Below are 17,176 nucleotides of genomic sequence, written 5' to 3' on the forward strand. Positions count from 1 at the left end.
AGGGCGGCACTGCCCGGCGGCACACTTCAGGAGGACCATCGTGGACGTTGAAGAAGTCGACCTGCTGGTCATTGGCGGCGGCAAGGCCGGCAAGTCCTTGGCGATGGACCGGGCCAAGGCCGGGCAAAAAGTTGCCATGGTTGAACGCGCCATGATCGGCGGCACCTGCATTAATGTGGCCTGCATTCCCACGAAGACCCTGATCAACAGCGGCCGCGTGCTGGAGACCGTCCGGCGCGCCGAAGAGTTCGGCATTTCCGGCGTCGAAGACCCACGGATGGACCTGGCCCTGCTGAGGCACCGCAAGGACGACGTCGTCGGCACCATGGTCAAGGGGCAGCTCACCAGCTTCATCGACTCCAGCATGGACTTCGTTCTGGGCGAAGCGAAATTTACCGGGCCCAGAACGGTGCACGTCGACCTGAACGACGGCGGCACCCGCGTCCTGCGCGGCACCGACGTCGTGATCAACCTCGGCACCGAACCGGCGCTGCCTCCCATCGCCGGGCTTGCTGAGGCCCGGGTACAGACCAGCAACACCTTGCTGGAGCTTGAGTCCCTGCCGGAGAGCATTGTCATCCTCGGAGGCGGCTACATCGGCTGTGAGTTCGCCGACCTGCTCAACACCATCGGCGTTGACGTCACGATTGTGCAGCGCGGGAACCAGTTGCTGGGCCGCGAGGACGAGGACGTTTCGGCTGCGGTCAAGAAGGCCTTTATCGACGCCGGCATCACCGTCCGCCTCGGCGCCGCAGCCGAGAAAATCCAGCGCGCTGCGGACGGCACGGTCACCATCACTCTCGACGACGGCGAAACGGTGAGCGCGGGGGACGTCCTCGTGGCGCTCGGCAGGAAACCCATGACCGACGGCGCCAAGCTGGAAGCCACCGGCGTAGTCCTGGACGACCGCGGCTTCATCGAGGTCGACCAGCAGTTGCGGGTAGGGGATGGCGTCTGGGCTGCCGGCGATGCTGCCGGAACCCCGCAGTTCACCCATGCTTCCTACGACGACTACCGCATCCTCAAGGCCAATCTGGCCGCCCGGCATGGCGACGGCGAGGCCCGCACCACCGCCGGACGGCTCATTCCCTACACGGTCTTCATCACGCCGGAGCTGGGTCGGGTCGGCCTGACGGAGCAGCAGGCCCGCGAGGCCGGCCACGACGTGCGCATCGCCAAGATGCCGGTTGCCGCCATTCCGCGCGCCCGTACTCTGGGCCAGACCGAGGGCGTCTGGAAGGCCGTGCTGGACCGGAAGACCGGCAGGATCCTGGGCGTGGCGCTGCTGGGCACCGAGGCCAGCGAAGCCATCGCCGTGGTCCAGATGGCCATGCTGGCAGGGCTCGACTTCACTGCAGTGCGGGATGCTGTCATCACCCATCCAACCATTGCCGAAGGACTGAACCTGCTCTTCACCCGGGCTTACCTTGAGGATTGAGCCACCCGGGGCGGCAGCCACGCCGGGCCATCCGCCGGAGATGGCGCTTTCAGCCCTGCCGGCGCTCCCGGAAGAAATCGTCCTCCCGGCCGTGCCGCAGCGCCTGGTCCCATTCGGCGATGAATCCGCCGAGGAGCCCTTGCTCTTCGGCGGCAATAAATTGTGCCATGTCCTGATCGGCTGTTTCCCTGCGTGTGACGGCCCAGATCTCCTCGTACCGGCCGGCACGCCCGGCTTCCCGCAGCACGGCCCGGAACCGGCGGCTGTACTCCCGTTCTTCCGGCCGGCCGAAGCGCTCCGACTTCAGGTACACAAACGCCAGCACGGCAACCACCGCTCCACCGAGCACTACGGTTCCAACCAGCGCGATCGCGTCCGGCAGCAGGAGGGAGAGGACCCACCAGAGCAGGCCCAGGAAAACCATCAATGCCCCAAGGATGATGATCACCGCTCCAGATTAGCCCTCCCCACGGAGACCGCGGCGACCGGGAACGGCGTACCTAGCGCCGCCGCATCCCTCACATTGAGGGTGTTGGCGCTCCCTGGCCGGGCCTAGCATGAGCCCTACACCGGCTCGCATCATGAGTTCCCAGCAGCGGCAAATGAAGGATCTGTCATGGAATGTATTACCTGGTTTGTGCCTATCCTGTCCGGGAAGCTAGAGGCGTGGAGGGCTTTTGTGGAGGAGATCAACGGTCCGCGGAAGGACGATTTCGCCCAGTCCCGGCAGCGCCTCGGAGCCAGCCGTGAAGTGATCGGCCTGGTCCAGAGCCCTGAAGGAGACTTCGCCGCTTTGTTCCACGAGGGCGACAGCATCTCCGCGGGGTTCAGCAAGCTGGCTGCCTCCGAGGAGCCCTTCGACGTCTGGTTCAAGGACAAGATTCTGGAGCTCCATGGGGTCACCAAGGAGATGTTGGCTCAGGGACCGTCTTCTCAAGTGGTGCTGGACTACCGGGCGTAACGGCGCGGAGCTTCATCGACCGCTTGGAGGTGGCGGTGCTGCAGTAGCCGGCTCGCGCAGGTAGACTCGCAGGCAGTGACACGGGGTGCCCCTTGAGGGGCTGAGAGCAAACCCGTTGAACCTGATCTAGTTCGTACTAGCGAAGGGATGTCATGCAGCGGCTGCCATGCGGTGCCCTGCACCCATCTTTTCGCCTTACTCAAGGTGGAGAACCTCAATGCAGCTCGCAGAACAGACCGTACTGGTAACCGGCGGCGGCCGTGGCCTCGGCGCTCGGATCGTCGCAGCCTTCGCGGAAGCCGGCGCCCGGGTAGTGATCAATTACCGCAACAGCGGCTCGGCCGCGGAGGAACTGGCCGCCAAGTTCGGGCCGGAACAGGCCGTGGCTCTGCAGGCGGACGTCACCGATGCCGGCCAGATGGTGGAGCTGTTCAGCCGTGCCGAAGCCCATTTCGGCACCGCAGTGAGCACGGTGGTCAACAACGCACTGGCGGACTTCTCCTTCAACGGGGACGCCCGCTCCCGCGCCGCCGACATCTCCTGGTCCGAGTTCGAGACCCAATTCTCCGGCAGCGTGCGCGGCGCGCTGAACACGGCTCAGCAGGCACTTCCCGGCATGCGCGGCCAGCGGTTCGGCCGGATCATCAACATCGGCACCAACCTCTTCCAGAATCCGGTGGTGCCGTACCACGACTACACCGCAGCCAAGGCGGCACTGCTCTCGCTGACCCGGACGTTGGCGGCGGACCTGGGCCAGCACAACGTCACCGTCAACATGGTCTCCGGCGGGCTGCTCCGCACCACCGACGCCAGCGCCGCCACACCGGACGACGTCTTCGACCTGATCGCCGCCTCCACTCCGCTGCGCAAGGTAACGACGCCGGAAGAACTCGCCGACGCGGTACTGTTTTTCGCGTCGCCCTGGGCCCGCTCGGTGACCGGGCAGAACCTGATGGTCGATGGCGGACTGGTGATGAACTAGTGGCGGCACGGCAACTGCACTTCAACGCGTTCCTGTTCGGCTGCGGCCACCACAGCGCAGCCTGGCGCCGGCCGCAGTCCCCGATCGAGCAGCTCGGTGATATCGCGTTCTACGAGCGGCTGGCCCAAACCGCCGAGCGAGGCCTGTTCGACGCCGTTTTCTTCGCGGACGGGCACTCCGCGGGCAATCTGGGTGCCGGCCCGCTCTGGCACCTGGAACCGCTGACCGCCCTGTCGGCCATGGCCCGCGCCACCAGCAGGATCGGCCTGGTCAGCACGGTTTCGGCCACCTTCTACACGCCCTTCCACGCAGCCCGCATGCTGGCCTCGCTGGACCATATCAGCGCCGGGCGCGTCGGCTGGAACGTCGTCACGTCGATGTTCGACGCCGAGGCCCGCAACCATGGCATGGCGGCCATGCCCGGGCATCAGGAACGCTATGACCGTGCCGCCGAGTTCATCGATGTCGCCCTGCGGCTGTGGGATTCCTGGTCCGACGACGCGCTCGTCCTCGACCGCCAGGGCCACTACGCGGATCCGGCCGAAGTCCTGCCGCTCCACCATGAGGGAAAGCACTTTCTGGTGGACGGCCCGCTCACCGTTCCGCGCTCACCGCAGGGCCGGCCGGTGCTGTTTCAAGCCGGCGCATCGGAGCAGGGACGCGACCTCGCCGCCCGCTATGCCGAAGGCATCTACGCCGTCGCCTACGATCTGGCCAGCGCGCAGGCCTACTACGCGGACGTGAAGCGCCGTATCAACGCCGCCGGCCGAAACCCGGACAACGTGGCCTTCATGCCGGGCCTGGTGACCTACCTCGGGACAACGACGGCGGAAGCCAAGGCCAAGCAGGCCGAAACCGATGTGCTGCTGCCCACGGAACACTCCCTGGCCCAGCTGGGCACCTTCATCCAGCAGGACTGCAGCGGCTGGGAGCTGGACGCGCCCGTGCCCAGGCTCCCGCCGGCGTCGGAATTCACCGGGCCGCAGGGCCGCTACACCACCATCTTGCGGATTATCGACGCCGAAAAGCCCACGGTGCGCCAACTACTTGGAAGGCTTGCGGCCGGCGGCGGACACTGCACCATGACCGGCACGCCGGAACAGGTGGCGGACCAGATCGAGCTCTGGTTCAGCTCCGGCGGCGCGGACGGATTCAACCTGATGCCGCCGCTGCTGCCGGACTCCCTGGACGAGTTCGTGGACCGCGTCATTCCCGTGCTGCAGCGCAGGGGGCTGTTCCGCACCTCCTATACGGGCAGCACACTGCGCGAGCACCTGGGGCTGGACCGTCCGGCTGTCGCGGCTAGAGTAAGGGCAGAAACCGCCAGCTTCGCTTTATAGACTGGACCCGTGCCTCCTATCGACGCCGGAGCCGGCCGCTTCGCCCCCAGCCCATCGGGCGAACTGCATGTGGGAAACCTGCGCACCGCCATCCTCGCCTGGCTCTTCGCCCGCAGCACCGGCCGCGACTTCCTGCTGCGCATCGAGGATCTGGACCGCGCCCGCGCCGGAGCCGAGGCCAAGGTGCTCGAGGATCTGGCAGCCGTCGGGCTTACGTGGGACGGCAATGTACTCAGCCAGACGGACCGCTTCCCTCTCTACCGCACGGCCATCACCACCCTGGCCGACGCGGGCCTGGTCTACGAATGCTTCTGCACCCGCCGGGAGATCGCCGAAGCCCCCAGCGCTCCCCATTCCCCGGCCGGTGCCTACCCCGGAACCTGCCGGAACCTCGGTGATTCGGAACGCGAACGACGGCGGCAGGAGCGTCCCGCTGCACTCCGGCTGCGCGCCGGGGTCACCGAATACACCGTGACGGACCGGCTGCACGGCGAGTACACCGGCGTCGTGGACGATCTGGTACTGCTGCGCAACGATGGCGTGCCGGCCTACAACCTCGCCGTCGTCGTCGACGACGCAGACCAGGGCATCGACCAGGTAGTCCGCGGCGATGATCTGCTCAGCTCCACACCCCGGCAGGCCTACCTGGCATCCCTGCTCGGCCTGGCTCCGGTCGAATATGCCCATGTGCCGCTGGTGTTGAATGCTCACCACCGCCGGATTGCCAAGCGCGACGGCGCCATCTCCCTGCGCACCCTCGCCCTGGCCGGGATTGGTCCCGACAGGGTGCGGGACATGGTCCTGCGCTCCGTAGATCTCCCGTCCGGTCCGCTGGAGCAGGCGCTCGAGGCGTTCTCACCCGGTCAGCTGCCCACCGAGCCGTGGATCTTCGAACCGCCGGTGCTCGACCTGCCCTGAAAAAATCCACATCCCAACTACGACGACGGCTGACGCAGCTCCGGCCGCACATCTACGCACCGCGTGCGGTCTTCGAACGCCTTCGCGTAGCGCAGCAACTCGACGTCGCGGTAATGGTTAGCAGCGAGCTGAAAACCAACGGGCAGGCCGCCAGGGGTGAATCCCGCAGGCACCGCCAGCACCGGCAGACCGGTCGCGGAGAGCACGCAGGCCGAACGCATCCAGTCCAGGTAGGTGTGGGATTCGGCGCCCGCCACGGATTCCGGATAGCGCAGCGTTGCATCAAAGGGCAGGACCTGCGCCGCCGGGCTCAGGAACAGGTCATAGCGGCCGAAAAACTCCCGCACGGAGGCTTCGAGCCTGGTCCGTGCCGCCGTTGCCTCGATCAAATCCTTGGCGGTGAGCGACCAGCCAAGCTCCACATTCCAGACGACTTCGGGCTTGATCATGTCGCGGTGCTCGCGCACCAGCTGCCCCAGCTTCGCCGCGAAGTCGATGGCGCGGGTAGTTTGGAAAACCAGGTCTGCCTCGGAGAAGTCCGGAGCCGCCTCTTCCACCATGGCGCCGGCCTCTTCGAAGACCCGCAGCTGGCGCTGGAGCACCTCCAGCACTGCCGGCTCCACCGGGATGCAGATGCCGAAGTCGGGGCTCCAGCCGATGCGGACACCGCGAAGATCGCCGTCGATCCTGCCGGCGAACGCGGACCCATCCAGCGGCGCCGGCGTCGGCAGCAGCGGCGACGGCCCCGCAACAGCGGACATGAACAACGCTATGTCGCTTACTTCCCGGGCCATCGGACCGGTGCGGCCAAGCCAGGCCCAGGCGTTGTCCGGCGAGGGCAACGGGATGACACCGTAGGACGGCCGGAAACCCACAACGTTGCAGAACGACGCCGGAATCCTCAGCGAACCGCCCATATCGGAGCCATCACCCAGCGGCTGAATGCCCGCCGCAATCGCCGCAGCCACACCGCCGGACGAACCGCCCGCGCTCAACGACGGCGCATAGGGATTGGTGGTCGTACCGAAGACCTCGTTGAACGTATGGGAACCGGCCGCGAATTCCGGCACATTGGTCTTCCCCGTGGTCACAACACCGGCTTGCCGGAGCCGTGCCACGATGAGGTCGTCCACGTCGGGAACGTCGTCCTTGAAGAGCGGCGACCCCTGCGTAGTCCGCATCCCCTTGGTCCCGTGCGTGTCCTTATGCGTCGTTGGCAGCCCGTGCAACGGAGGCAGTTCGGCACCACTGGCGGTCAGTCGGTCGGCCGCGTCTGCGGCGTCGAACGCTGTCTCGGGATCGAGGGTGACGACGGCGTTGATCACCGGGTTCACATCTTCGATCCGCGCCAGATGCGCAGCCACGGCCTCGCGGGCAGAAAATTCCCGGCGGGCGATGCCCGCCACCAGATCCGCGGCGGACAGGTCCAGAATCTCGGTCATGCTTCCAGCTTCTCCCGCTCATGAGACGTAACCAGGGGCGTGCAGTGACGGCGAACACTAATAGACCTTACCTTCGCTTTTCAAGGTCATCCGTCCAAGTGAACGGCCGGTCAGGAATTAAGACCAGTTAGCTTGCCATCGGATCTTTTCGTCGCAACACTAGGTACGCCCGCGGCGGGAAGCCATCCCCGCCCTGCCGCGGCTCCGCCGGCCCTGCGCGCCATAAGCCCGCCGTGCCGGCGCCTCCCCTCCCTCCCCCGCCGCGCCTTGAGGCGTGCTCCATTAGATTCGATGAGGAGTCCAATGAAGAAGAAGTCCGCCTTAGCGGCACTTTCCTTAATCCTTTCAACCGGCCTGGTTGCCGGGGTCGCCGCTCCAGGCGCCGTAGCCCAGGAACCAGCGGCAGCACAGGTCAACGCACAGGTGTCCGAAGCAGGAAAGGCAACTATCAAACGGGACAGCTACGGCGTCCCCCATGTTTACGCGGACACCACGCGCGACCTTTTCTATGGCTACGGTTACGCCGTCGCAGAGGACCGGATGTTCCAGCTGGAAATGGCCAAGCGGGCCGTCCTGGGGACCTCCGCCGAGGTGCTCGGCCCGGACTACGTGGAGATTGACAAGCGTTCCCGCGCTTCCTTCGATCCTGAGGCCATCAAGGCGCAGATCGAGGCTCTGCCGCAGGAAGACCGTGACATCCTCGAGGGCTACGCCGCCGGCTTCAACGAGCGCGTCGGCGAGGTCATGGCGAACCAGGAGGAGCTGCTGCCGAAGCAGTTCACCGACTATGGCTTCGAGCCCACCACCTGGAGCGGCTACGACGTCGCCATGATCTGGGTTGGCACCATGGCCAACCGCTTCTCGGACAGTGCCGGGGAGCTGTCCAACCTGCAGGTCCTCCAGCAGCTCACCTCGGAGTACGGCGCGGAGCAGGGACAGCTGCTGTTCGACCAGTTGCAGTGGACCGAAGATCCGACGGCGCCGACCACGGTTCCCCGCGAGGACAAGAAGCACCCGAATAAACTGGCCGTGGACAGCCCCTCCCAACTGTCCGATCTTGCCAAGGTCTCCCCGGATCTGAGGGACACTGGGCTGGCTTCCATGAAACAGTTCGGCGGCGGTGACTGGCCCGCGGTCAAGCCAGAAGCCAGCAACCTTTGGATCGTGGGCGATAAGAAGTCCAAGGAGAAGGGCTCCGTCCTCCTGAACGGCCCGCAATTCTCCTGGTTCAATCCCTCGTATGTCTACGGTATCGGCCTGCATGGAGCCGGGTTCGACGTCACCGGCAACACCCCGTTTGCACACCCCACCATCCTGTTTGGCACTAACAAGGACATCAGCTGGGGATCCACGGCGGGGCCGCTTGATGTCAACGATGTCTATCAGGAACAGCTCAACCCGGAGAACCCGCAAGAGTACCGGTACGACGGCGAGTGGCGCCCCATGGACGTGCGCACCGAAAAGATCGAGGTCGCCGGACAGGAACCTCTCGAGCATCAGGTCTACTCCACCGTGCACGGCTACGTCACCAGCTTCGACGCAGCGAACAACACCGCCTACTCGAAGAAGCGCAGCTGGGCCGGTACGGAAATCCAGTCGTTCATGGCCTGGATCAAGATCATGAAGGCGCAGAACTGGGAGGAGTACCTGGAGCAGGCCGAGAAGGTCGGCATCACTATCAACTGGTACTACGCCGACAAGGAAGGCAACATCGGCTACGTCTCCCCCGGAAAGCTGCCGGTCCGCGCCGAAGGCCACGACCCGCGGCTGCCGGCCGTCGGCGATGGCTCCATGGAGTGGGAAGGCATCCGCCCCTTCTCCGAGAACCCCAAGGTCTACAACCCCAAGCAGGGCTACATCGTCAACTGGAACAACCAGTCGGCCGCCGGGTTTAACGCGGGCTCCGGCAACTGGTCCCCTGTGGATCGGGTGAACGAGATCATCGAACGGCTGGAGGAGAAGCAGAAGTTCACCACCGACGAGATTTGGGACATCAACGAGGAAACGTCCTTCGCGGACCTGAATATCCGCTACTTCCGCCCGTTCCTTGAGGAGGCCGTTAAGACGCTTCCGGCCAAGGATTCCTTGGCGCAGGATGTCCGGCTGCTCACCGAGTGGGACGGCCAGCGGCGCGACGGGGACGGCGACGGCGATCTGGATGGGCCGCAGGCAGCGATCATGGATACCTGGTTGCCCATCCTGTTCGAAACCGTGCTCAAGGACGACCTTCCGGCGTCGGTGTTCGAGAACTACGCACAGGGCACCGGTCTGGCACGGCCCGCCAACGGCAGCAAACTCGTCTACAACGCACTGCTGGGTGAGGACGCCGGCGTCGAGCAAAGCGTCGACTTCTTCAGCGGCGACGACAAGAAGCAGGTGCTGCTGGACACCTACCGCCAGGCGCTGGCCGAGCTGGCCGCAGAGCAGGGCGCGGACCGCTCCGCGTGGAGCGTGCCGACACCGCAGCATGAGTTCTCCTACAAGAACTTCATTGGGGTCCCGCAGTCGAATGCGGAAGAAAACCTGACCGGTCCCGATTACATGAACCGCGGCACGCAGAACGACATCGTCTCGCTCTTCGGTTCAGAGGCCAGCATGTGCACGGTCGCGCCGCCGGGGCAGAGCGCCTTCATCGCTCCCGACGGCACCAAGTCCGAGCACTATGCGGACCAGCTACAGATGTATGCGGATTTCGAATGCAAGACCGAGAACCTGTACCCGCAGCAGCTCGAAGCGAATCTGGAAAGCACCACGGTCCTGAAGTAGTACAGCAGGAAGAACGACGGCGGCAGGTCACCCACGTGGCCTGCCGCCTCTTGCTTGAGGGCAGGACCGGGGGCCGTGGGTCTGCGGTTCCATCTCTAAGATGGACTAATGACTGCAACTCTCGTGGCGAAAGACCTTTCGGGCGGCCACGGCCACCGCACCCTGTTTGCCAATCTGAACCTGACCGTCGCCCCGGGAGACGTTGTCGGCGTCGTTGGTGCCAACGGAGCAGGGAAATCGACGCTGCTGCGCCTCCTGGCCGGGGTGGACGCGCCCATGGCCGGCACTGTCAGCGCCGCTCCCTCGGATGCGTTTATCGGCTGGCTGCCGCAGGAGCACGAGCGCATTCCCGGCGAAACCATCGCCGGCTACATCAGCCGCCGCACTGGCTCCGCGGCCGCAACCGAGGAAATGGAAGCCGCTGCCGAGGCCCTCGGATCGGGGACCAAGCAGGCCGAGGATGCCTATGCCGTTGCACTGGACCGCTGGATGGCCTCCGGCGCCGCGGATCTGGAGGACCGCATTCCGGCTGTCCTGGCCGAGCTTGATCTGGAAGCCGGGCCCGACGCCCACATGACCGGCCTGTCCGGCGGGCAGGCCGCGCGCGTGGCCCTCGCCGCCCTCCTGCTGAGCCGCTTCGACGTCGTACTCCTCGACGAGCCCACCAACGATCTGGACCTTGCCGGACTGGCACGGCTGGAGAACTTTGTCCGCGGGCTGCGCGGCGGCGTCGTACTGGTTTCCCATGACCGCGAGTTCCTGGCCCGCTGCATCACCAAGGTAGTTGAGCTCGATCTCGCGCAGAACAAAGTGGCGGTGTACGACGGCGGCTACGACGCCTTCCTGGAGGAGCGGGCCGTGGCCAAGCGCCATGCCCGCGAGGCGTACGAGGAGTTTGCCGACAAGAAGGCGGACCTGGTCTCGCGGGCGCGGACGCAGCGCGAATGGAGCTCGCAGGGCGTGCGCAACGCGATGAAGAAGAGCCCGGACAATGACAAAATCCGCCGCCGCGCCAGCATGGAATCTTCGGAGAAGCAGGCGCAGAAGGTCCGGCAGATGGAATCGCGCATCGCCCGCCTGGACGAGGTCGACGAGCCGCGCAAGGAGTGGCAGCTGCAGTTCAGCATCGGCGCCGCCCCGCGTTCCAGCTCCGTGGTGGCCACCCTGAACCAAGTCACAGTGCACCGGGACAGCTTTACCCTCGGCCCCGTTTCCCTGCAGGTCAACGCTGGCGAGCGGATCGGCATCACCGGCCCCAACGGCGCAGGCAAGTCCACCTTGTTGAAGCTGCTGCTCGGCCATCTTGCCCCCGATGACGGGGCGGCCAGCCTTGGATCCAGCGTCGCGGTCGGCGAGATCGACCAGGCCCGCGGCCAGCTGGCGGACACGAAGCCGCTCGGCGAAGCCTTCGAGTCGCTGGTGCCCCAGCTGAACCAAGCCGAAGTCCGCACCCTGTTGGCGAAGTTTGGCTTGAAAGCCGATCAGGTGAGCAGTCCGGTAGGCGCCCTCTCCCCCGGCGAACGCACGCGTGCCGCCCTCGCTTTGCTGCAGGCGCGCGGGGTAAACCTGCTGGTGCTCGACGAACCTACCAACCATCTGGACCTGCCGGCCATCGAACAACTTGAGGACGCGCTCGAAAGCTACGACGGCGCCCTGCTGCTCGTTTCCCACGACCGCCGGCTGCTCGAAAACGTCCGGCTGGACACCCGCTGGGAAGTCGATAACGGCCAGGTTCTGACCAGCTGATTTCCGGCAGACGGAGGGAAGCTCAAGCAGCGCTTATCCTCGGCTCCTTTTGACTTAGAATTCCTGCAATGTTGTACTGGGGAGTAGGTTTGCTGTGGTTATTGGATCTTCAGTGAACCGCTCGGAATCGTTGGTTCATGCCTGACCGCCTGGACCTCTGACCTGCAGTGCCCCGATCTCCCGTCACCGGGATTGATTGACCGTCTCCCGTCACCGGGATTGATGAACAGGGCCAAGCGCGTAGTGCGCTGTTACTGTTTTGCCGCCGCAACCTGTGTTGCGCCGGGCATACGCGTCTCTGCGCAGCCTGGCCGCCTGGTTCCGTTGTCATTCCGGGCGTCGCATCTGACGAAACAAGATCCAATGGATGAGGAGATGCATGAAATTGCGAGTCGGAATCATTGGTGCAGGCCCCAGCGGAATGGCACAGCTGCGGGCGTTCGAATCGGCACGCCAGCTCGGCGCCGATATCCCGGAAATCGTGTGCTTTGAAAAGCAGTCCGACTGGGGCGGGCAGTGGAACAGCAGCTGGCGCACCGGCCTGGACGCCGCGGGCGAGCCCGTGCACAGCAGCATGTACCGCCACCTGTGGTCCAACGGCCCCAAGGAATGCCTTGAGTTCGCGGACTACACCTTCGACGAGCACTTCGGCCGCCCGATCTCTTCCTATCCGCCGCGCGAGGTCCTCTTCGACTACATCAAGGGCCGCGTGGAGAAGTCCGATGTGCGCAAGTACGTCCGCTTCAACACCACCGCACGCTGGGTCTCCTACAACGAGCAGACGCAGGAATTCACGGTCACGGTCGAGGACCTGGTCGCCCAGAAGACCGAGACCCATGTCTTCGACAAGCTGGTGATTTCCGTGGGCCACTTCTCGGTCCCCCACGTGCCGCAGTTCGACGGCATCAACAGCTTCCCCGGCGAAGTCCTGCACGCCCATGACTTCCGCGGCGCCGAGCGTTTCGCCGGCAAGGATCTCCTGCTGATCGGCAGCAGCTACTCCGCCGAGGACATCGGCATGCAGTCGCACAAGATGGGCGCCAAGTCCGTCACGTTCAGCTACCGCAGTGGCCCCATGGGCTTCGACTGGCCGGAATCCGCCGTCGAGCGCCCGCTGGTCACGCGTTTCGAAGGCCGCACTGCCCACTTCAGCGACGGCACCACCGGCGAGTTTGACGCCGTCGTGCTTTGCACCGGCTACCAGCACAAGTACGCGTTCCTGCCGGCCGAACTGTCGCTGAAGTCCAAGAACGTGCTCTACCCGGGCAACCTCTACAAGGGCGTGGTTTGGCAGGACAATACCAACCTGTTCTACCTCGGCGCGCAGGATCAGTACTACACGTTCAACATGTTCGATGCGCAGGCTTGGTTCGCCCGCGACGTGATGCTCGGCCGGATCGAGCTGCCCGCCGCCGCGGAACGCGCCGCCGACATCCAGACGTGGCTGGAGCGCCAGGATGCGCTGCCCGACCACGACGCCGAGGCCGACTACCAGACGGACTACCTGCGCGAACTGATCGCACTGACTGACTACCCGGCATTCGATCTGGACACCGTCTCCGCCCTGTTCAAGCAGTGGATGAAGGACAAGGAAGACGACATCCTCGGCTACCGCGACAACATCCACCGCTCCGTTATCACCGGCACCATGGCCACGCGCCACCACACCCGCTGGATCAATGCCATGGACGATAGCCTGCAGCGCTACCTCAACGGCCCGTCCCAGGACGTGGACACCGGCACGCTGACAGCGCTCACTCGCGATGACGAGCAGCTCGCCTCCAAGTAACGCACGCTCCGGTCAAAAACCGGTCGATCAAAGCACGACGGCGGGGCTCCCCTTGGGAGCTTCGGTTCAGACGGTCGTTGCAACTCAATCCGTTGGGAGTTGCAACGGCCGTGCCGCGTTTAACAGGTGTTCAGGGATAAATCGCTAGCTGAGTTCCAGCTCGGCAGACTGTTGCGGCTGGGCAGGCTCGGCCAGCTCCACTGGCTCGGTGAGCTCCGACGAGGTCAGCTGCGCGGCCTCGTCGATCGCCTCGGGATCTGCTCCCGCCTTGGCTGCCTCGTCGATGGCCTCCTCCAGGGAAACCTGAGCCTGGTCCATTTCAACCTGAAGTGTTTCCAGCGCCGCCGAGGCGGCCCATACCTGCTTCAACTCATCGTCCATCATTTACTCATCCAATCAGTCGGTCCGGGCAGACGTCGGGTCGGAACCCAACTGGGCGTGCCGGACAGCCGCCGGCGGACGCTGCCTCCGCCCAGCTTACAATGTAAGCCTTCCGAAGGATAACCCTTTCAGCCGCACGCGAACTCTCCTCCTGCGCCCAGCCCACGAACGAAGAGCCCTCCGCCCCCACCACGTGACGAAGCTGTTTCCCGCGGCGTAGGGTGGGGAGAACGCATGGAGGGAGCGATCGATGTCCGAACCCGAAAGGCGCGCTAGCGGGGACAGGGGGAAATCCACCGCGGAGAAACCCCGGTTGGACCGCCAGCGCATTCTCGAGGCCGGCGCTGAATTTATTGAACAGTTCGGCCCGCGCCACTTAACCATGCGTCGGCTTGGAACCGAGTTGGGCGTCGAAGCGATGTCCCTTTACCGCTACATTCCGTCCCGGGAAAACCTGCTGGACGGCATCGTCGAAGTCGTCATTGACGAGCTCTACCAAGACCCGGAGGTCTACGCCGAGCCACGTCACGGCTGGCAGGATTACCTCCTGCGGTTGGCCCACGGACTGCGCCGGCTGGCGCTGGCGCACCCCCAGGTATTCCCCCTGATCGCTACCCGGCCAACCGAGGCACCTTGGGTGCGCCCGCCCCTTCGCAGCCTGCGCTGGGTCGAATCCTTCCTCAAAGCGCTGACGTCAGCCGGCTTCTCCAATCAGGCCGCCGTCGATGCCTACCGCGCCTTCAGCAGTTTCCTGCTGGGCCACCTGCTCCTGGAAGTCGCAGCCTTGGGCGCAGATGTGGGACCGGTGGATGACGTCGAGCCCCGGCCGCCGAGGAGCACGGATTTGGATGACTACCCCCTCTTGCAGCGCCTGCAGGAGCGGCTCTCCGAAGACCGTTCAGAACAGGAATTCGAGGAGGCCCTGGAGAGCCTGCTCGATCGGCTGGAGGCCCTCCAGAACTAGTCCCTGATGCAAGCCGTCCGACCGGCGCCGTTTTGCTGGAAATAACTAAGCATGCTTAGCTTACATCGTAAGCCAATCCGATTGCAGCCTCGGGGCATCAGCCTTGAGGCTGCCACATCCGGACCGGGCGAAGCCGGTGTGCAGCGCTACAAGCGGCGTAGTTCGCCCCACCGTAGTCCGGAGTGAAAAGTGAGGAGAGAAGCATGCACGTGATTCACAATAACTCTGGAGCGTCCCAGTTCGATGCCTACATCGATGGAGCGGTAGCGGGATCGTTGCACTATCAGATGCAAGGTGATCAGCTGTGGCTTCTTCATACCGCCGTGGACGATACCCACCGAGGCCAGGGCCTGGGAACCGGCCTGATCCGGAAGGCCCTGGCCGATGCGCATCGCCGCCGGCTTGAGGTCCTGCCCTTCTGCCATGAAGTCCGCAAGCAAATTTTCGCCCATCCCGTTTATTTCAATCTGGTCCCCGAGGCTGACCGCGAGAACTTCCGCAAGCCAGTGGAAGAACAGCTGCCCGTTTGGCCTTCGACGCAGCGCGAGATGGCAGAGGCAGGTGCCCGGTGAGCGGCAGATTGAAGGCCCTCGTCCAGATGGACCTGGAATGCTCGCATGCGCGCATCGAAATCAGAGGCTCAGTGGACGCCCGAAACGTCCAGGCACTTTACGTCGTGGCCAAACGAACGAACGCCATCATGCCCGGTCTGGACATTGTCCTCGACCTGAAACGGGCGACGGTCCTGCCGGAAGTCATGGACCAGCTCTTGCAGTATGCCGAGGCGCGCCAATTGCCCTCAAGAATTGACCCCGGCCAGTCGGAATGCCGGCTCAGTGTCAGCGCTTCGGCAGCTCCAGCACAGGCGCCGTCGAGCCTCGCATTGGCTGCCTGATCCGCATCTCGCCGTCCACAACACGGTCGCCACACGTTGCCTGCCAGAGTCGGCCGCTCCGTGGGCAAGACCCAGATTTGGGAATCTCGCAACCCCCAATTCTGGGCTGTTTCCGTCCCATAGGGCAGCTTATTGTTTGCCATACCCTCGGCGGAGGTTCAGCCAAAGAAGGCTGGAGTCCAACTCGCAGTACTACCGGTATTCGCGAAAGAACGAAGTGATCATGAAAAAACCACGCACTTGGCAACTGCTTGTCCTAGTCGCCGGAACCCTTCTCGGCTTGCTCGCCGGTCTAGGTCTCTCGGCCCCGGCAACCGCTGCAGCACCGAGTTCGGTCTCTGCCGCTCCAAACGCCAGCTACGCGGCGGATCTGGACCTCAGGTACAACGGAAAGTTCGTAGTCAAGGGCGAGGGTTACAAGGCCAAGAAGGTCTACGTGAAGGTCGTCAGGATCAATAAGAACGGTAAGAACTACGTAGTCGCGCATAAGCACTTGCCCACCCACAACGGCAACTTCGAGTGGTCCGGCAAGAAGCTGCCGTGCGGCAAGACATATCAGGCGCACTCCTACAGCTACAAGGACGACTGGGACTCGAGCAGGACATTGCAGGTCAGGTGCTAGCCAGGCGCGGCTAGTGGTCGCTACTGCAGCGGAAGGCCCGCAGTCCGGAACGCCGGCTTCCTACATAACTAAGAACCAACTGAAGCAAACCAGGGGACGTCCGGACGCGGGCGTCCCCTGGTTTTTCTCGGCTCCGGTCAACCGCTAGGTGCCGCATTTCCGGACCGGCCGAAAGAATTTCAGGGCAGGCGTAACCTTTCGGCTCCCGCATTCGATTAGTTGGGTGTACGGGCACCGCCGCAGCATTTCTTTCCGCAGCGCCGGAGCCTTCTAGACGAGTATGAGGAGATTCATGACCAACCGCTTCCGCACCCTGAGCCTTCCTGCCAAGGGCGCCGCACTGGCCGCCATCATCGCCGTCGGCGGTGCGGGTGCAGCCGTTGCAGCTCCGGCCCTGACCGCTGCTGCCGACACGACTGCAGTCACCACTCCGGCTGTGCCCGCCACTCCCGCGGTTCCGACGGACGGCGTCGAAGGTGCGGTTCCGGCTGTTCCGGCAACGCCCGCCGTGCCCGCCACCGGTGACGCAAAGGCTGAGGCCGAGGCCAACGTTGAAGCAGACGCCGACGCCGCTGTTGACGCCGACGCCGACGTCAACGATGAAGGCCGGGCGGACGCCAATGTCGACGCCGACATTGATGCCGATGTGGAGGCCGACGCGAAGGTGAACGTGAACGCGGAAGCCGACAACGGCGCCGTCGTGAATCCGGCTGTTCCTGCGACTCCCGCGGTTCCCGGCATCGATGGCGCAGATGTTCCCGCCGTTCCTGCCATTCCGGCCACGCCGGAGGTTCCGGCCACCAACGGCCAGGCGCAGGCACACATTGATGCCCGCGGCGAGGCTTCCGCCGACGCCTCGGAAAAGGGCGTTGACGCAGGTGCTGGAGCCGGCGTAGCCATTTCCGGCCAGGCCGAAGCCGGCAAGTAGATTC

Annotated in this window: 16 protein-coding genes and 1 riboswitch; of the genes, 13 read left to right on the forward strand and 3 right to left on the reverse strand. The window is 64.7% G+C overall.

Features of this window, described 5'->3' with window-relative positions; genetic code table 11:
* Positions 1–40 precede the first annotated feature (40 nt).
* A complete protein-coding gene (locus B0G38_RS16200; RefSeq protein WP_264670359.1) occupies positions 41–1,438 on the forward strand; it encodes a dihydrolipoyl dehydrogenase family protein in 1,398 nt (465 codons plus the stop codon).
* A gap of 49 nt (positions 1,439–1,487) precedes the next feature.
* Here the strand turns inward: B0G38_RS16200 and B0G38_RS16205 are convergent, their stop codons facing one another.
* Positions 1,488–1,886, reverse strand: coding sequence for a hypothetical protein (locus B0G38_RS16205; RefSeq protein WP_264670360.1), 399 nt, complete (start codon positions 1,884–1,886; stop codon positions 1,488–1,490).
* A 168-nt stretch (positions 1,887–2,054) separates the two neighbouring features.
* Here B0G38_RS16205 and B0G38_RS16210 point away from each other — a divergent pair, with 168 nt between their 5' ends.
* The 4 genes from B0G38_RS16210 to gluQRS all read left to right on the forward strand — a co-directional run bounded on the left by B0G38_RS16210 (position 2,055) and on the right by gluQRS (position 5,639).
* Positions 2,055–2,399: a hypothetical protein gene (locus tag B0G38_RS16210; protein ID WP_264670361.1), complete on the forward strand. Its 345-nt coding sequence runs from the start codon at positions 2,055–2,057 to the stop codon at positions 2,397–2,399.
* A gap of 71 nt (positions 2,400–2,470) precedes the next feature.
* Positions 2,471–2,564, forward strand: a riboswitch (TPP riboswitch).
* A gap of 52 nt (positions 2,565–2,616) precedes the next feature.
* The gene (locus tag B0G38_RS16215; protein WP_264670362.1) at positions 2,617–3,381 is read left to right on the forward strand and encodes a 3-oxoacyl-ACP reductase; all 765 of its coding nucleotides are present in this window, start codon (positions 2,617–2,619) and stop codon (positions 3,379–3,381) included.
* On the forward strand, positions 3,381–4,721 hold the full coding sequence (locus B0G38_RS16220) for an LLM class flavin-dependent oxidoreductase (RefSeq protein WP_264670363.1): 1,341 nt from the start codon (positions 3,381–3,383) through the stop codon (positions 4,719–4,721). Before B0G38_RS16215 ends, B0G38_RS16220 begins: the two co-directional genes overlap by 1 nt.
* A gap of 9 nt (positions 4,722–4,730) precedes the next feature.
* A complete protein-coding gene (gluQRS, locus tag B0G38_RS16225; RefSeq protein ID WP_264670364.1) occupies positions 4,731–5,639 on the forward strand; it encodes a tRNA glutamyl-Q(34) synthetase GluQRS in 909 nt (302 codons plus the stop codon).
* A gap of 17 nt (positions 5,640–5,656) precedes the next feature.
* Here gluQRS and B0G38_RS16230 read toward each other — a convergent pair whose 3' ends face one another.
* Positions 5,657–7,081: an amidase gene (locus tag B0G38_RS16230; protein ID WP_264670365.1), complete on the reverse strand. Its 1,425-nt coding sequence runs from the start codon at positions 7,079–7,081 to the stop codon at positions 5,657–5,659.
* Between the two features lie 303 nt (positions 7,082–7,384).
* On the opposite strand from B0G38_RS16230, the gene B0G38_RS16235 reads away from it, so the two are divergent.
* The 3 genes from B0G38_RS16235 (at position 7,385) to B0G38_RS16245 (ending at position 13,382) form a co-directional block, all read left to right on the forward strand.
* The gene (locus B0G38_RS16235) at positions 7,385–9,847 is read left to right on the forward strand and encodes a penicillin acylase family protein (RefSeq protein WP_264670366.1); all 2,463 of its coding nucleotides are present in this window, start codon (positions 7,385–7,387) and stop codon (positions 9,845–9,847) included.
* Between the two features lie 108 nt (positions 9,848–9,955).
* Positions 9,956–11,593 carry a ribosomal protection-like ABC-F family protein gene (abc-f, locus tag B0G38_RS16240; RefSeq protein WP_264670367.1) on the forward strand — a complete coding sequence of 546 codons (1,638 nt, stop codon included), beginning with the start codon at positions 9,956–9,958 and terminating at the stop codon, positions 11,591–11,593.
* A gap of 379 nt (positions 11,594–11,972) precedes the next feature.
* Positions 11,973–13,382, forward strand: a complete 1,410-nt coding sequence (locus B0G38_RS16245; protein WP_264670368.1) for an NAD(P)-binding domain-containing protein — start codon at positions 11,973–11,975, stop codon at positions 13,380–13,382.
* A gap of 144 nt (positions 13,383–13,526) precedes the next feature.
* Here the strand turns inward: B0G38_RS16245 and B0G38_RS16250 are convergent, their stop codons facing one another.
* The gene (locus B0G38_RS16250) at positions 13,527–13,766 is read right to left on the reverse strand and encodes a hypothetical protein (RefSeq protein WP_264670369.1); all 240 of its coding nucleotides are present in this window, start codon (positions 13,764–13,766) and stop codon (positions 13,527–13,529) included.
* Between the two features lie 247 nt (positions 13,767–14,013).
* Between B0G38_RS16250 and B0G38_RS16255 the strand changes: the two genes are divergently transcribed.
* The 5 genes from B0G38_RS16255 to B0G38_RS16275 all read left to right on the forward strand — a co-directional run bounded on the left by B0G38_RS16255 (position 14,014) and on the right by B0G38_RS16275 (position 17,172).
* Positions 14,014–14,727: a TetR/AcrR family transcriptional regulator C-terminal domain-containing protein gene (locus B0G38_RS16255; RefSeq protein WP_264670370.1), complete on the forward strand. Its 714-nt coding sequence runs from the start codon at positions 14,014–14,016 to the stop codon at positions 14,725–14,727.
* 203 nt (positions 14,728–14,930) lie between these two features.
* Positions 14,931–15,299, forward strand: coding sequence for a GNAT family N-acetyltransferase (locus B0G38_RS16260; protein WP_264670371.1), 369 nt, complete (start codon positions 14,931–14,933; stop codon positions 15,297–15,299).
* Positions 15,296–15,622: a hypothetical protein gene (locus B0G38_RS16265; protein WP_264670372.1), complete on the forward strand. Its 327-nt coding sequence runs from the start codon at positions 15,296–15,298 to the stop codon at positions 15,620–15,622. The genes B0G38_RS16260 and B0G38_RS16265 overlap by 4 nt, the downstream gene beginning before the upstream one ends.
* A gap of 223 nt (positions 15,623–15,845) precedes the next feature.
* Entirely contained in the window at positions 15,846–16,244 is a 399-nt protein-coding gene (locus B0G38_RS16270) for a hypothetical protein (RefSeq protein WP_264670373.1), read from the forward strand.
* A 292-nt stretch (positions 16,245–16,536) separates the two neighbouring features.
* A complete protein-coding gene (locus B0G38_RS16275) occupies positions 16,537–17,172 on the forward strand; it encodes a hypothetical protein (protein WP_264670374.1) in 636 nt (211 codons plus the stop codon).
* Positions 17,173–17,176 lie beyond the last annotated feature (4 nt).

The sequence above is a fragment of the Crystallibacter permensis genome, assembly GCF_025960875.1.
In the GTDB taxonomy this organism is placed as follows: Bacteria; Actinomycetota; Actinomycetes; order Actinomycetales; family Micrococcaceae; genus Crystallibacter; species Crystallibacter permensis.

What these genes read in the sequence shown, in the direction of transcription:
- B0G38_RS16245 (WP_264670368.1), top strand. Translation starts at nt 11,973, where the DNA reads ATGAAATTGCGAGTCGGAATCATTGGTGCAGGCCCCAGCGGAATGGCA.
- B0G38_RS16275 (WP_264670374.1), top strand. Translation starts at nt 16,537, where the DNA reads ATGACCAACCGCTTCCGCACCCTGAGCCTTCCTGCCAAGGGCGCCGCA.
- B0G38_RS16250 (WP_264670369.1), bottom strand. Translation starts at nt 13,766, where the DNA reads ATGATGGACGATGAGTTGAAGCAGGTATGGGCCGCCTCGGCGGCGCTG.
- B0G38_RS16255 (WP_264670370.1), top strand. Translation starts at nt 14,014, where the DNA reads ATGTCCGAACCCGAAAGGCGCGCTAGCGGGGACAGGGGGAAATCCACC.
- B0G38_RS16230 (WP_264670365.1), bottom strand. Translation starts at nt 7,081, where the DNA reads ATGACCGAGATTCTGGACCTGTCCGCCGCGGATCTGGTGGCGGGCATC.
- abc-f (WP_264670367.1), top strand. Translation starts at nt 9,956, where the DNA reads ATGACTGCAACTCTCGTGGCGAAAGACCTTTCGGGCGGCCACGGCCAC.
- B0G38_RS16235 (WP_264670366.1), top strand. Translation starts at nt 7,385, where the DNA reads ATGAAGAAGAAGTCCGCCTTAGCGGCACTTTCCTTAATCCTTTCAACC.
- B0G38_RS16210 (WP_264670361.1), top strand. Translation starts at nt 2,055, where the DNA reads ATGGAATGTATTACCTGGTTTGTGCCTATCCTGTCCGGGAAGCTAGAG.
- B0G38_RS16260 (WP_264670371.1), top strand. Translation starts at nt 14,931, where the DNA reads ATGCACGTGATTCACAATAACTCTGGAGCGTCCCAGTTCGATGCCTAC.
- B0G38_RS16215 (WP_264670362.1), top strand. Translation starts at nt 2,617, where the DNA reads ATGCAGCTCGCAGAACAGACCGTACTGGTAACCGGCGGCGGCCGTGGC.
- B0G38_RS16270 (WP_264670373.1), top strand. Translation starts at nt 15,846, where the DNA reads ATGAAAAAACCACGCACTTGGCAACTGCTTGTCCTAGTCGCCGGAACC.